We start from the raw sequence: 15,401 nt of genomic DNA, 5'->3' as shown, positions 1-15,401 counted from the left end.
AATGGCGTGCGATCTTCGCACAAATGCGTTGCAATCTTCGCAAGAATGGAATGCAATCTTCGCAAGAATGAAATAGGGAATGATATTCATTGATTTTCAGATGTTTACGTTTGTTTTGGCAATGAAGGAATAACAGAGAAAAAGATAGTCTTTTGCTGCAAACACAAATTTTATTTTGAAATGAGAAGTAATGGAGGGAATAAGAGAAAACTACGAGGATATACAGGCCCGTAGGCGAGTATATCCTCGTAGTTGAATGTTGTTGGGGGATCAAAGCATAGGGTTACATTATTTCCTGTACGCTTTGCATATCTTCTATTTCCTTGAGATTTCTGATGATGATGCTTACATCTTCACGGTCGTGGACGCGCAGTTCTATGCGGCCTTCAAAGATTCCTTTATCGGTGGCAATGGTAATCTTCTGCATACTTACGCCGAGTTTGTCGGAAATTACCTTGGAAACGTCGAGAAGCATCCCCTGACGGTCGATACCCTGTATCTCGATTGTGGCATCGAAGAAGAGGTGTCGGTGCATATCCCACTTGGCATCGAGAATGCGTCCGCCGAAACTTGCCTTCAGCTTTGCGGCAACCGGACAGGCACGCTTGTGGATTTCGATGTGGTTCTTGTTGTCGATGAAGCCCAGCGCATCGTCGCCCGGAATAGGATGGCAGCACGGAGGGAAGATGTATCGGTTGATGTTGTTCTCGCTCACGAAGATAGGTTTCTTCTTGTTGAGGCTGTCGTCCACGACAATCAATCCGTTGTCGTCCTGAGTCTGTGCCGTGGCATTGTCGTCCTTTTGCGAATTTCGTTTCAGGAATGGGACGTATTTGCGCCACGAAGAGGTGTAACTGTTTTTCTGTTTCTTGCGCTTTCCGTGCAATTCGGCAAGGTCGGTATCGCCTAGGATGATGGTCTTGTCGCCGATTGCTTCGAAAAGGTTGGCGTGCCGCTTGGTTTCGTGGAGTTCGCACAGCTTGTCGAGAACGGAAGTTGTCATTTCAAAGTCGTTGCTCTTCAGCCATTTTTCGAGTTGCTCTTCGCCTCGTTTCTGGATTTCACGGCTCTCCCGTCTGAGAATAGCCTGAATCTTGCTCTTTGCCTTGGCAGTTGAAACGAAGTTTACCCACGATGCGTCTACGCGTTGCGACTTCGACGTGAGGATTTCCACCTGATCGCCGCTTTGCAGCTTATGGCTCAATGGCACGAGCTTATGGTTTACCTTTGCACCGATGCAGTGGCTTCCGAGGAAGGTGTGGAGTTGGAATGCGAAGTCGAGTGCCGTGCAGTTTGCCGGCAAGGTCTTGATTTCGCCTTTCGGCGTGAAGACGAATATTTCCGATGCGAAGAGGTTGAGCTTGATGGCATCGAGGAAATCCATAGCGTCGGGTTGTGGGTCGTCGAGTATTTCCTTGATGGTGTGGAGCCAGTCGTTCAAGTCGTTTTCGTCTTCGGCGATTTCTCCTTCTCCTTCCTTGTATTTCCAGTGAGCGGCAAAGCCTTGTTCGGCTATTTCGTCCATACGGTCGGAACGTATCTGCACCTCTATCCATCTGCCTTGCTTGGACATCAGCGTTACGTGGAGTGCCTGATAGCCGTTGGCTTTCGGATGGTTGAGCCAGTCGCGCAGTCGGTCGGGGTGCGCTTTGTAGAGTTTGCTGATGGCTACATAGATATTGAAGCACTCATTAACTTCACCCTTGCGTGTTTTGGGCTTGAAAATGATGCGGACGGCGAGAATATCGTAGATTTCTTCAAAGGGAACGTGCTTGTTCTGCATCTTGTTCCAGATGGAGTAGGGGCTTTTCACGCGCGCTTTCAGCTCGTAGTCTATGCCCATTCGGTCGAGCTCGGCACGGATTGGCGCAGTAAATGCGTCGAAAAGCGTATCGCGCTGTTCCTGTGTGGATGCCAGTTTCTCCTCGATGGCCTTGAAAGTGTCGGGATGTTCGTATCGGAAACTTAGGTTTTCCAGTTCGGTCTTGATTTTGTTCAGTCCCAGACGGTTGGCAAGAGGAGCGTAGATGTAGAGTGTTTCTCCGGCTATCTTGTACTGCTTGTTGGCCGGTTGCGACTGGAGCGTTCGCATATTGTGCAGACGGTCGCATATCTTGATGAGGATAACACGGATGTCGTCGCTCATTGTAAGCAGAAGTTTCTTGAAATTCTCTGCCTGTGCAGAGGCTTGTCCACCGAAGATGGCGTCTGAAATCTTGGTCAGTCCGTCCACAATCTGAGCTATCTTGGGTCCGAAGATGTTGGAAATGTCCTCGACGGTGTAGTCGGTATCCTCGACAACGTCGTGCAGAAGTGCCGAACAGATGCTTGTAGAGCCTAATCCTATCTCCTCGCAGGCAATCTGTGCAACGGCAATAGGGTGCATTATATAAGGTTCGCCGGAAAGACGGCGCACGCCCTTGTGAGCCTGCCTCGCAAAGTTGAAAGCCTTTGTGATGATATCGACTTTCTTTCTGTGGCGCGACGCCAGATAAGTGTCTACAAGATGCTGGAAGGCTTCATCGACCATTGTTTCTCTCTCGGCCTCGCTCATCTCGTGTTTATCCATTTCCTTGTCCATTTTGTTCTTCCTCACTATAATAAAAGGTCAATAATCTATGTTAGTAGGCAGTGTTTATCTGCGTAAGTTCCTGTTGTGGAAGGTTGTTAGTGTTGGCAGCCATACTTGGCTGTGTATTGTCGGTCGGCTGTGGGTCTTCGTAAAGTAATGGCGAACAACTGTTGAAGCGTGCCACCTGTTCGGACGGAAGCAGCAGGGTTGCGTTTCCGTTGGTTACCTTGATAATGCCTTGACGGAACTGTGGATTGAGCTTTTTCAGCTCATCTACTTCCATATTCAGCAGATTTGCCACCTTTGCGAAGGATACATCCTTTGTTATCTGTACCTTTCCCGGCTTCTGTGGCAGCCCGGTGGGCTCGGGATAGATGTCGTAATCGCCTGAATAGGTCATCACGTAGTTGGCAGCGATGAAGGCGGGAACGTATCCGCGGGTTTCTTTGGGCAGATATTGGTAGATTTCCCAAAAGTCATTGTTGCCGCCTGCTCGTTCAATGGCGTTCTGTACTCGTCCTGATCCGCAGTTGTAAGCTGCCAGTGCAAGGTTCCAGTCGCCGAACCGGCGGTAAAGGTCGCTCAGAAGCCGGGCAGCGGCATCGGAAGATTTTACCGGATCGCGACGTTCGTCGATATAGCTGTTGATGCAGAGGTCGTATTCCCGTCCGGTAACGGTCATAAACTGCCAGAGTCCGGCTGCGCCTACTCGTGAAGTGGCGTTTGGGTCAAGTCCCGATTCGATGACGGGGAGGTGTTTCAGTTCTAAAGGCAGACCGTAAGTGCGCAATGCTTCTTCAAAGAAGTGATTGTAATATTTTGCACGTGCCAAGAGGCAGCTTGTTGATTTGCGTCCGGCCTTCACGTATCTGTCTATATATTTCTTTACTTCCTCATTGTAGGTCATTGGCATTGAGCCGGGAAGTCGCTTTATCTGCCTGCTGATGGCATCGGTCTCGGTTTCCGAAGCTGCATAGTCTTTGAAATAACCGTAGTTGCCTTGCTGCTGATAGAACTTATCGTCGGTGAATATAACCTCGTCCTTTGTGTCCTCTTCTTCAGCAATGGGGATATAAATCTCCATTTTCTTGCCATTGCTGTCCGTTATGGTCTGGTATTGAGCCTGTGTCGCGCAGGTTGCTGCTGCCAGCAGAATGGCTGTGATTGTTTGTCGTATGTGAATCATCCTTAGTATGCGTTGGCAATCGTGGGAGCAGTTTTAGAAATTAAGACTGCACCCTATGCCCAGTGCCGCACTCTTGAGTGGATTGCGGGCACCTGTGATTGAATTGTCGTTAATGACCTTCGGTGCAATATGCAGCGAAAGTTCGTCTGATATATCGAAGTCGGAGAGCGACGCATCTACGTAGGCATCTATTACGGACAATGCGTAAATGCCGATTGTTGCAAAGATGCTGAGGTCGCGCCAACGGCGATAACGGTCCTTGCGTTTCTTGAAAAGGTTCTGATAGTATTCTTTGTTTGAATCTGTAATGGTGGTTCCCAGATGCAGGAAATCGTTATAACTTTGTGTGTTTGGATCGTTGTCCAGAATGTCAATATAGGCCTGTGAATAGTCGCGGTACATCTGATTGTTCCACGTCATTGCGTAGATGCAGCCGGTAATGCCGCCATAGAAGATGGGAAGTTTCCAATATTTGCGGTTGTATATTTGTCCTGCGCCGGGCAGAACGATGGCAAGCCACAATGCTTTTTTCGGGTTTGGCTTCCATTTCGTCCAGTCGCGTGCTATCTTGGCACTGTCTTTGGCAAGTTTCTTGTTCAACTTTGCTTCTTTGTCGAGCCACACCCGTTTTCCATCCTTCTTTTTGTTCAGAGGCAATTCCTGTACGGTAACTTCCATACTGTCTTCCGGATATATAACCTTCATAGGCTCATCGTTGTTTACCTGAGCCTGAACGTTGGCGAAACTTGCTGTTGCAAGTATGGCTGCCAACGACCATTTATGGAGCATTGCGTTGATTTTGTTCACGAATAGGGGCTTTGTTTTCAACACTTTTTATTTCATTTTATCCATCATTGCAATAATGTGTTCCAGTTGTTCTTCGGATGCAAACGGAATGCTTATCTTACCTTTGCCGTTGGCATTGAAGCTCATCTGAACCTTTGTGTCGAAGAAGTCGGACAATCTTTTCTTGAGAATGTTAAATTCTTCGGGCAATTTTGACTTGCTTGCAAGTTTCTTCTTGGCTGTTTGTATGTCCTCGCCGTTCTTCAGTTGCTGACAAAGCTCCTCAACCTTTCTTACGCTGTATCCGTTCTTCTGAATTTCGCGGAAGAGTTTCAGTTGCAAGGAAGGGCTGTCGAGCGAGAGGAGCGCACGGGCGTGCCCCATATCTATTTCTTTTTTCTGCAATGCCATCTGCACCATTGCAGGGAGTTTCAGCAGACGGAGGTAGTTGGCAACGGCAGCACGGCTTTTTCCGACGCGCTCTGCCACCTTTTCCTGTGTCATTCCGCTCTTTTCCTGCAAATGTTCGTAGGCCAATGCTATTTCAATGGCGTTGAGGTCTTCGCGCTGAATGTTCTCAACGAGTGCCAATTCCATCACGTTTTCATCCTTGATGGTACGGATATAGGCGGGAATGGCCGTAAGACCAGCTAACTGCGAAGCCCTCCAACGACGCTCACCGGCGATGATTTGGAATTTGTGTTCGTCAATCTGGCGCAGCGTAATAGGCTGTACGAGTCCCAACTGCTTGATGCTGTTAGCCAATTCCTCCAATGCCACTTGGTCAAATTCGCGGCGTGGCTGATTAGGGGTCGCCTCAATCTGTTCGATAGCCACTTCATTGATGGTCGAACTTCCCTGCGTGCTAACTGAATCAGTTGAAATCAATGCGTCGAGACCACGGCCGAGGGCATTGGTCTTTGCATTCCGGTTGTATTTCTTTTGTACTGCCATTTTGACTTTTTAAGTTATTTGATAAGGTTTGTATCTATGGCTGTTTAGCCTTTCTTGTTTTTCTCGATGATTTCCTTTGCCAGTGACAAGTGATTTTTTGCACCGGTCGAGTCTGCATCATAGAGAATTACCGGCAGACCGTGGCTGGGACTTTCGGAAAGTTTCACGTTGCGTTGGATAACTGTCTTGAAAACCAACTCCTGAAAGTGTCGCTTTACTTCGTCGTAAATCTGACGAGCAAGGCGGAGACGGCTGTCATACATCGTGAGAAGGAAGCCTTCAATCTCGAGCTTCGTGTTCAGTTTGCTCTTGATAATCTTGATTGTGTTGAGCAATTTGCTGATTCCTTCGAGTGCAAAGTATTCGCACTGAACCGGGATAATCACAGAGTCGGCTGCGGTGAGGGCATTGACCGTGATCAGTCCGAGCGAAGGACTGCAGTCGATGAGGATATAATCGTAATCGTTCTTGATGGGAGCGAGGAGATTTGTTACTACATTCTCACGGTCTTTTACCTGCAACATCTCGATTTCCGCACCAACAAGGTCGATGTGGCTGGGAACAATGTCCAGTCCGTCTATGTCTGTTGTATAGATGGCATCGCGAATATCGGCGTGATTGATGATGCACTCGTAGAGCGAACAGTCCACCTCCTTGATATCAACGCCCAACCCGCTGGATGCGTTTGCCTGTGGGTCGGCATCAATAACGAGCACACTCTTTTCCAATGTAGCCAAAGATGCAGCCAGATTGATGGTGGAAGTGGTTTTGCCTACACCACCTTTCTGATTTGCCAATGCGATAATTTTTCCCATTTTTCTGTTTATCCTAACTTGTTTAGACGGCAAAGTTACACATTTTATATGAGATAAAAGCTATTACTGAACCTTTTTTAAAAGACATTGAATTATATCTGAACCTTTTTTCGTACATTTGCAATCAAAAGAAAACAATATTTATGGATTCAAAACGACCCTTAATACTTATTTCAAACGACGACGGCTACCACGCAAATGGCATCAAAACGCTTGTGTCTTTCCTTTCTGATTTTGCAGAAATCGTAGTTTGTGCTCCTGAGTCAGCCCGTTCAGGCTTCTCTTGTGCCTTTTCTGCAACCGACCATCTGCTGTTGAAGCAACGCCATAATATCCCTGATTGCACGGTTTGGTCGTGTACAGGCACACCGGTTGATTGCGTGAAGATTGCCATAAGCCAACTTTTGGACGGCAGAATGCCCGACTTGGTGCTCGGAGGTATCAATCACGGAGATAATTCATCGGTCAATAATCATTATAGTGGCACGATGGGAATAGCTCGTGAAGGCTGTCTGAAGAACATTCCTTCGATAGCATTTTCAAGCTGCGACTATGATACGCACGCAGATTTGTCTTATTTACGAGATTATGTAAGAAAAATTGTCAAGCGGGTTTTGAACGAAGGACTGCCGAAAGGGGTATGCCTGAACGTGAATTTCCCAAAGACGGAACAGATTAAAGGCATCAAGATGTGCCGAATGGGGTATGGAAGCTGGGTAAATGAGGTTGTTCACTGCGAGCATCCAAGAGGTTTTGAATATTATTGGATGGTAGGAGAATATGTGAATAATGAGCCTTCTGCGCCTGATACAGACCAGTTTGCACTGGCAAATGGCTATGTTTCTATAACTCCTACGCGAATAGATGTTACAGATTATGATTTGTTAAATAAAATGACAGATTGGAATAGCTGATATTATGCTGAAAAATCCTCTCCGAAAGAGGGAATAGGGAGATTTATACAATGAAATATTATCTTATAGTTGGCGAAGCATCTGGCGACCTTCACGCATCACGTTTGATGATGTCGCTGAAGAAATACGATGCAAATGCACAATTCAGATTCTTCGGAGGAGACCTGATGCGTGAAGTTGGTGGCGAAAGGGTTCGTCATTATAAGGAACTTGCGTATATGGGCTTTGTGCCAGTATTGCTCCATCTTCCTACCATCTTCAGGAATATGAGGATGTGCAAGGAGGATATTGTGAAGTGGAAACCTGACGTTGTTATCCTTGTTGATTATCCGGGATTCAATCTCAGTATCGCAAAGTTCGTGCATAAGAACACGAAAATACCTGTTTACTATTATATCTCTCCTAAGATATGGGCGTGGAAAGAGTGGCGCATCCGTTCCATCAAGCGTGATGTGAACGAAATGTTCTCCATTCTCCCCTTTGAAATACCTTTCTATGAGAAGAAGCATAACTACAAAATTCACTACGTAGGCAATCCAACGGCTGAGGAAGTAGACACGTTCAGACAGCAATATACGGAATCAAAGGCTGAATTTTGTGAGAGAAACGGACTTTCCGACAAGCCGATCATTGCCATTCTTGCAGGCAGCAGAAAACAAGAGATTAAAGACAATCTGCCGGCAATGCTTGAAGCTGCAAAGCACTTTGAAGACTATCAGATGGTGGTCGCAGGAGCACCTTCTATTCCAGATTCTTATTATTCGGAATATCTCGATAGTAAAGGTGCGAAGATAGTAAAAAATGAAACATACAAACTTCTTTCGCACGCAACTGTCGCTTTAGTAACGAGTGGAACGGCTACGTTGGAGACGGCATTGTTCAATGTTCCTCAAGTAGTGTGTTATGAGACCCCATTACCACGCTTGATTCGTTTCGCATTCAACCATATTATAAAGGTTAAGTATATTTCGCTTGTAAACCTCATAGCCGACAAGGAAATTGTGCAGGAGCTTCTTGCCGACCGATTCAAGGTTTACAATATTGCCAACGAACTCTTCAAAATTCTGCCGGGAAAGGAAGGACGAGAAACGATGTTGCGCAATTATGAGATGGTAAGAGCAAGATTGGGACATTTGATTGCACCTGACAATGCCGCTGCCATTATGGTTGATTTGCTTTCAAACCGTAATTCAGAGCCTGTTGCTGATGAAACTCCTCTTGAAACGTCGTTAGGAGTTAGCAATGTGGCTGATGAAACTGAATATCAGTAGGAATATATAGAATGAACGCCTATATTCTTAATTCGTAAGTCTGATTTGATTTTCATTCTGTTTGAGGTTAATTGGAAATCAAAACATAGATGATATAAATGAATTTAGGTCAGAAAAAGCTCGCATCTGTTACACATTTGCAGGCAATTCTGACCTAAATTCATTTCATTTTATCCAAGAACGTGTATCGTTCTTTGGCTATCCTTATTTAATATGGAGGAGGATTAGTGGTTTACAAGTGCCAAAATGTAAAGATAAACCACGGCTGCCGGAATCGCCATCAATGCCGAATCAAAGCGATCAAGCATACCTCCGTGTCCGGGAAGGATGTTTCCACTGTCCTTGATACCGAGCGTGCGCTTGAAAAGACTTTCCACGAGGTCGCCCCAAGTGCCGAAAACAGCCACGACAACGCCCAGCCCTATCCATTCCACGATGCCCATAGCGTTAGGAGTACCTTCGGTGCCGATCAAATGTCCGATAATTCCGGCCACGATAATCACGAGAATGCCGCCCCCTATGCTACCTTCCCAACTCTTTGCGGGGCTGATGCGTGGGAAGAGTTTATGTTTTCCGAACAGAGAACCTGTGCAATAGGCACCGGTGTCGTTGGTCCAAAGGAAAATGAACACACTGAGGGGAAGAATCCAATTGAATGTGGGCTGACCACTGCCTGCCGTCTCAAATGCCAGAACGTTGATCATAGAGAATGGAAGCGCAATATACATCTGCCCAAACATTGTGTAAGCCCAGTTGTTGATGGGATTTTCATTCTGCAAATAGAGTTCCGATATAATCAGATAGATGATTGTCAGGATGTAAGGCACGAATACGCTGAATCCTTCCACCATATTAAGACGCAGCCCTGCTACTGCCACGAAGAAGTAAACACCTGCTACCGTGGAGATAAAACTGTTTACGCTTACGCCCTTTATCCCGGAAACCAATCCACTGTATTCCCAAATGGTCATACCGGTAATAATTGCAAAAAGCACCACCATATAGTGTGGTGCTAAAAATCCTGCTACCATCAAGGCTACGAACAGCACTCCTGTGATGGAACGGGTAATTAGATTCTTCTGTTTATCTGTCATTTTCTTCTGAAGAATTATCTTTTTCAATTACAGTTTCTGTTGCCTTTTCTCCCTCTTCGGCAGCTTTCAGCAATGCTTCGTGCTCGGCTTGTGCCTGTTTCACGCTTTCCGGCATATCTTCCAGCTTCAGTTGAGCATTTTCCTGAGCCTCCATCAGCTCCTGTGTACGGCTGACCCAAGGACGCTTGCCGAAAATTTCCTCTACATCTTCCACCATAATGACTTCACGGTCGATGAGGAGCTGTGCCAAACGGTTGTGTCCTTCCTTATGTTCGGTAAGAATCTGCTTTGCACGGGCATACTGTCCGTTTACCATTTTCAGCACCTCCTCGTCGATAGCCTGTGCCGTCGTTTCAGAATAAGGTTTTTGGAATCCTGCATCGTTGTTGTTGTAGTAGCAGATATTGGGCAGTCTTTCGCTCATACCTGCGTAGGCTATCATACCGAAAGCACTCTTTGTGGCACGCTCAAGGTCGTTCATCGCCCCTGTTGAGATGTGACCTGTGAACAATTCTTCGGCAGCGCGTCCACCGAGTAGCGAGCACATTTCGTCGAGCATCTGCTCCTTGGTCGTAATCGGACGTTCCTCCGGCAAATACCACGCTGCACCGAGAGCCTGACCACGTGGCACGATGCTTACCTTTATCAGTGGGTTTGCGTGTTCGCAGAACCAACTTATCGTGGCGTGGCCTGCTTCGTGAAGGGCTATTGTGCGCTTTTCGTCAGCCGTCATAATTTTTGTTTTCTTCTCCAAACCACCGATTATACGATCAACGGCATCAAGGAAATCCTGCTTTCCTACCACATCTTTATTGTGTCGGGCTGCAATGAGGGCAGCCTCGTTGCATACATTAGCGATGTCGGCACCGGAGAAACCGGGCGTCTGACGTGCCAAAAGGTCTATATCGAGATTCTCATCGAGTTTCAACGGACGGAGATGCACTTGGAAGATAGCCTTTCGCTCAGGCAAATCAGGCAAATCCACGTGAATCTGACGGTCGAAACGGCCTGCACGGAGCAGAGCCTTGTCGAGCATATCCACACGGTTGGTGGCTGCCAATACGATAACGCCGCTGTTGGTACCGAAACCATCCATTTCGGTAAGCAATGCGTTCAGCGTGTTCTCACGCTCGTCGTTGCCGCCCATCGAAGGGTTCTTGGAACGGGCACGTCCGACGGCATCTATTTCGTCGATGAAAATAATACAGGGCGACTTCTCTTTTGCCTGTCGGAAGACGTCGCGGACACGGCTCGCACCTACTCCGACGAACATTTCAACGAAGTCCGAACCACTCATTGAGAAGAATGGTGCGCCAGCTTCGCCTGCTACGGCCTTCGCAAGCAGCGTCTTGCCAGTTCCCGGAGGTCCAACGAGCAATGCTCCCTTTGGAATCTTGCCACCGAGCTCGGTATATTTCTTCGGATTCTTCAGGAACTCTACAATCTCCTGAACCTCTTGTTTCGCACCTTCCTGACCTGCAACGTCTTTGAAAGTAATGCCGAGCTCTCCGGCCTTCTCATAGAGCTTCGCCTTTGACTTGCCAACGCTGAACACTCCGCCACCGGCACCGCCTCCACCGCCCATCCGGCGCGTGATGAATACCCAGAAACCGATGATGAGTACCCACGGAAGTATGTAGCTGATAATGTCTAAGAATCCACTTTCGTTTTTATTCTCATAGCTGTAACCCGTGATTTTCTTGTTGGTCTGAGCCGTTGTAAGGTAGCTTTCGAGATTGTCTACCGAGCCAAATTCCACAGTGATGTAGGGTTCTTTGCCAACCTGTTCAGGGCCTTGCTTGAAGATTTCACGGATATGCTCGGGTTTAACGAACATCTTCAGCGTGCTCTCGGTCTTATTGATAACAACACGTGTGGCATAGCCTTTTTCAATATATGTCTGGAAGGTAGTGTAGTCCTTCGGCTTCTGACCACCACCGGCAAATACACTCTCTGCGCCGCCCGTCGTAAAGAAGATGAGCGCAAAGGCTATCGCCAGCACATATAGCCAATTCATATTGAATTTTGGCATCTTTGGTTTGTTGTTCGGATTCTGATTGTCCATATAAATACGTTTAAATTGATAGTTGGAACTGCTGACCGGCAGCGTGGATTGCTAATCCAAATCGGCTATCTCCGTCAGTTCTGCATCTTCCCAGAGGTGCTCCAAGTCGTAGAACTCGCGCGTTTCGGGGACGAAGATGTGAACAAGCACGTCTACAAAGTCTATTGCCACCCATTGGTTGTTGCCAAGCCCTGCACAGTTTACGGGCTTTTCGCCACGATGTTCGCGAACATAGTCGCTCACCGATTCTGCAATAGCCTCCACCTGTTGTGGGGAATTGCCGTGACATATAACGAAATAGCGACAGATAGTGCCGTCGATCCCTGAAAGGTTAGCAATAACTATGCCATGTCCCTTTTTATCCTGAATACCTTGAATGATAGTTTCTACTAATTTTTTTGTTTCGTCCATTATTTGAAATTAAATTTATTCTTTTTTTAATGAGCAGAGAGATTGTCTTTGAAGCCGTTTCCATACGCCGTTTGCAGTTTGTACACGGTGTTTTTAGGCTATCTACCTCCTCTCTTTTAACTAAGAATGCAAAGATAGTGCAAAACGCTTGAAGCGCAAAATAAATTCATTTTATTTTGCAAATTACCTTAAAACGCTATTATATTGCTAAATACAAGATGTGGAAGAAAATAGGAATGTGCAGTCGCATAGTGATTTCCTTTTGTAAAAATAGTTCATAAAAAAGCGTACATTTTTTTTCAGCAATCCAGAGATTGCAGGCACGTTTTCAGACGGTTGGAATGCGTTTTTCGCAGCATTGAATTGCAAACATCGGTCGGTTGCGTTGCGTTTTTGCGAAGAATGTATTCTATTTGTTGCAAGAACAAAAGCTGAAAAGGTAGGGAAATAAGCGTAAAATATGTTCGTTTGGTTTGAATTATTGTTCTGTTTAGGAGGGTTTAGGCGATGTTTAAATGCACAAAGGGCTGCTGGGGTTTGTATCTGGCTGATGTTTAGTATCTTAAAATTGCACACTCATAATTCGCTTATTTGAAAATTAAAAACATTCGGCTCAAAATAATGGAATTATGGAGAGGCTTTTGTAAAGATTATTCAGAGAGTTTGATATACTTTCTCTACTTATGGATGTTTTATTGGGAGCAAAAAGAATCCGTTGCTGATGGGTAAACCCAAAGCAACGGATAATGATTTTTCAGTAATTTGAATTACTTGTGCTTACTTAGCAGGGATTTCCTCCAATGCCTTTACGAGCAAATCCCAGAATGGCTGCGCGGTGGCAATCTCGAAACGTTCGGTAGCTGTGTGCGGACTACGGATAGTCGGGCCGAGACTTACCACATCGAGGTGGGGATACTTGCCGAGGATGATTGAGCATTCAAGGCCGGCGTGGTCTACCTGTACGACAACTTCCTCGCCATTGAGTTCCTTATACACTCTCTTCAAGAGATTGAGGATTTCACTGTCTGGGTTTGGATCCCAGCCAACATAGCTTGCGCTGAACGTTGTTGTGAAGCCTGCAAGGTCGAAACAGCTCTTGAGCTGATTGGCAACGTAGTCTTTCATATCCTCGCGTGAAGAACGTGCAAGAATCTTGATGCTGCACTTGTTTGCATCAATGTTGATGATGGCGAGGTTTGAAGATGTTTCAACAACCGTTGGATATACAGGAATCATACGAACGATGCCGTTGTGGCAGGCGTAGATAGCCTTGATGAGCGTATCCTGAACGTCGGCAGGAACGAGTTCAACAGGTTTCTCAGACTCTTCAACGTAGAACTCGATGTTGCTTTCGATGGTTCTGAACTCGCTTTCGAGGAGCTGACGCTGTTCTTCCACCATAGCCTTGAGTGCATCAACCTTTGCAGCAGGCAGGGCAAGCACGGTTTCAGCCTTGAACGGGATGGCATTGCGCATATTACCGCCATTCCAAGATGCCAGACGAACGCCGAGTTCTTCTGTAGCCTTGCGAACGAAGCGAACCATTTCCTTGTTCGCGTTGGCACGGCCTTCGTGGATTTCCAGTCCGGAATGACCACCGCGGAATCCCTTCAGCGTGAGGCGGACAGCCACTTCCTGATCATTGGCTACGCCCTTGTACTCCTTAACCGTTGTAACGTCGATACCACCGGCAGAGCCAATGGCAAATTTGCCCCACGATTCAGAGTCGAGATTGAGGAGAATGTCGCCGAAGAGTTCGCCCTTTGGAAGGTCGTTGGCACCGAACATACCGTTTTCCTCGTCGCGTGTGATGAGTCCCTCAATAGGTCCGTGCTTCAAAGTCTTGTCTTCCATAACGGCCATAATGGCAGCAACGCCGATACCGTCGTCGGCACCGAGGGTGGTATTGTTTGCATATACCCATCCGTCCTTGATGTGAGTAACGATAGGATCAGTTTCAAAATTATGAGGACTGTCTGGACTCTTCTGTGGAACCATATCCATGTGAGCCTGAAGGATAACGCCCTTACGGTTCTCATAGCCGGGAGTGGCAGGCTTGCGCATCACAACGTTGCCGGCTTCATCGACAAAGGCCTCCACGTTTACCTTCTTTGCAAAGTCGAGCAGGAATGCCTGTACCTTTTCCATGTGTCCTGACGGACGTGGAATTTGTGTTAAATCGTCGAAGTTGCGCCAGAGAAGTTCTGGACTGAGATTTCTAATTTCACTCATAGTCTTGTATTTTTAAGGGTTAGTATTTTGATTGATGTTGTTTATTCGTCGAGCCTTGCTTTTGCAGTTCGGGTAAATGTAAGTGCTATCCACGCATAGATGCCCAAGAGAACCACCAGCAGGGTCTGAATAGTGTGGACTATCAGCACGAAGTAGAGTGCCTGAACATCCACTACACCATATAATATGAGCATTGTCTTCACGGCGAAATGCCAAGGACCTGCGCCGTTTGGCGTGGGAACGATGACGGCAACAGAGCCTACCACGAAGCAAACCAACGCACAGGTTATGCCAAGCGGACTTGTGGCTTCGAAGCAGAAGAAGGTCAGGTAGAAATGAAGAAAATAGCTAATCCATATAGCAAAGCTGTAAAAGATGAACAAGGGTATGTTCTTCACGCCTTTCAGAGAGCTTATTCCCTGCCAGATTCCCGATAGTGTTTCCTTGACCTTGTCGTGGAACGACAGTTTCTTGCGAATCAAGTAGAGCAATATAAATGCCGCTATTGCGCAGATACCTGTTACAATCCAACCGGTAGTGGAAAACATCCCGAAAATATGGTCGATTCGCGTTCCGGTTTTCAAAAAGAAGTTGCTGAATACACCGATTTGCGAAATGAAAGCAAGGGCAGAGATAAAGAGAACTATGAGCGTATCTACTGCTCTTTCCGTAACAACGGTGCCAAGTGCTTTGGGAAATGTTATTTTCTCGTATTTGCTGAGAACGCCGCATCGTGCAAACTCGCCCACACGTGGGATAACCAAGCTGACGGCATAGGAAAGAAAGATGGAGTTTACGCAGACAGCGTTGCGCGGTTTCTCGCCGATAGGTTCCAAAGCCTGTTTCCATCGCCATCCGCGAAAGGCCTGTGCCAAGATGCCGAAAGGAAGGGAAAGCAGCATCCACGTCCAGTTCATCTCGTGGAGAAGGATGTTCTCTATCGTAGTGAAATCGAAGTCGCGGTACATCCAATACAGAATGCCACCACCCAATAAGAGTGGCAGTGCTATTTTTATGATATTATAGAACAGCTTCTTCGTTCCCATTTGATGAGCAAAGATACAAAAATGCTTTTAAAAACAAAATAAAATAGCTATCTTT

At 46.6% G+C, this 15,401-nt stretch carries 12 protein-coding genes; 2 read left to right on the top strand and 10 right to left on the bottom strand.

What is annotated here, in order from left to right; genetic code table 11:
• Positions 1-283: 283 nt before the first annotated feature.
• The 5 genes from P150_RS0105640 to P150_RS0105620 are packed head-to-tail and all read right to left on the bottom strand — an operon-like array spanning position 284 to position 6,313.
• Entirely contained in the window at positions 284-2,581 is a 2,298-nt protein-coding gene (locus P150_RS0105640; protein ID WP_028896838.1) for a bifunctional (p)ppGpp synthetase/guanosine-3',5'-bis(diphosphate) 3'-pyrophosphohydrolase, read from the bottom strand.
• Positions 2,582-2,621: 40 nt separating this feature from the next.
• Positions 2,622-3,758 (bottom strand): lytic transglycosylase domain-containing protein, encoded by a 1,137-nt coding sequence (locus P150_RS16060; protein WP_051617568.1) that lies wholly within the window; start codon positions 3,756-3,758, stop codon positions 2,622-2,624.
• A 33-nt stretch (positions 3,759-3,791) separates the two neighbouring features.
• Entirely contained in the window at positions 3,792-4,547 is a 756-nt protein-coding gene (locus tag P150_RS0105630; protein ID WP_036932284.1) for a DUF5683 domain-containing protein, read from the bottom strand.
• 45 nt (positions 4,548-4,592) lie between these two features.
• The gene (locus P150_RS0105625; protein WP_028896836.1) at positions 4,593-5,498 is read right to left on the bottom strand and encodes a ParB/RepB/Spo0J family partition protein; all 906 of its coding nucleotides are present in this window, start codon (positions 5,496-5,498) and stop codon (positions 4,593-4,595) included.
• A gap of 44 nt (positions 5,499-5,542) precedes the next feature.
• Positions 5,543-6,313, bottom strand: a complete 771-nt coding sequence (locus P150_RS0105620) for a ParA family protein (RefSeq protein WP_028896835.1) — start codon at positions 6,311-6,313, stop codon at positions 5,543-5,545.
• Between the two features lie 143 nt (positions 6,314-6,456).
• Between P150_RS0105620 and surE the strand changes: the two genes are divergently transcribed.
• Positions 6,457-7,227, top strand: coding sequence for a 5'/3'-nucleotidase SurE (gene surE, locus P150_RS0105615; protein WP_028896834.1), 771 nt, complete (start codon positions 6,457-6,459; stop codon positions 7,225-7,227).
• A gap of 50 nt (positions 7,228-7,277) precedes the next feature.
• Positions 7,278-8,498 carry a lipid-A-disaccharide synthase gene (lpxB, locus tag P150_RS16055; protein ID WP_051617567.1) on the top strand — a complete coding sequence of 407 codons (1,221 nt, stop codon included), beginning with the start codon at positions 7,278-7,280 and terminating at the stop codon, positions 8,496-8,498.
• A 224-nt stretch (positions 8,499-8,722) separates the two neighbouring features.
• Here lpxB and P150_RS0105605 read toward each other — a convergent pair whose 3' ends face one another.
• The 5 genes from P150_RS0105605 to P150_RS0105585 form a co-directional block, all read right to left on the bottom strand.
• Positions 8,723-9,592, bottom strand: a complete 870-nt coding sequence (locus P150_RS0105605) for a phosphatidate cytidylyltransferase (RefSeq protein WP_028896833.1) — start codon at positions 9,590-9,592, stop codon at positions 8,723-8,725.
• On the bottom strand, positions 9,582-11,657 hold the full coding sequence (gene ftsH / locus P150_RS0105600; protein WP_028896832.1) for an ATP-dependent zinc metalloprotease FtsH: 2,076 nt from the start codon (positions 11,655-11,657) through the stop codon (positions 9,582-9,584). Before ftsH ends, P150_RS0105605 begins: the two co-directional genes overlap by 11 nt.
• A 51-nt stretch (positions 11,658-11,708) precedes the next feature.
• Positions 11,709-12,068: a ribosome silencing factor gene (rsfS, locus tag P150_RS0105595; RefSeq protein ID WP_028896831.1), complete on the bottom strand. Its 360-nt coding sequence runs from the start codon at positions 12,066-12,068 to the stop codon at positions 11,709-11,711.
• A gap of 777 nt (positions 12,069-12,845) precedes the next feature.
• Positions 12,846-14,300 carry an aminoacyl-histidine dipeptidase gene (locus tag P150_RS0105590; RefSeq protein WP_028896830.1) on the bottom strand — a complete coding sequence of 485 codons (1,455 nt, stop codon included), beginning with the start codon at positions 14,298-14,300 and terminating at the stop codon, positions 12,846-12,848.
• Between the two features lie 41 nt (positions 14,301-14,341).
• The gene (locus tag P150_RS0105585; RefSeq protein ID WP_028896829.1) at positions 14,342-15,346 is read right to left on the bottom strand and encodes a lysylphosphatidylglycerol synthase transmembrane domain-containing protein; all 1,005 of its coding nucleotides are present in this window, start codon (positions 15,344-15,346) and stop codon (positions 14,342-14,344) included.
• Positions 15,347-15,401 lie beyond the last annotated feature (55 nt).

Source organism: Prevotella sp. HUN102 (genome assembly GCF_000688375.1).
Classification (GTDB): Bacteria; Bacteroidota; Bacteroidia; order Bacteroidales; family Bacteroidaceae; genus Prevotella.
Note: the sequence above shows the minus strand (reverse complement) of the source record. Positions and strands in the feature narration are given on the sequence as shown.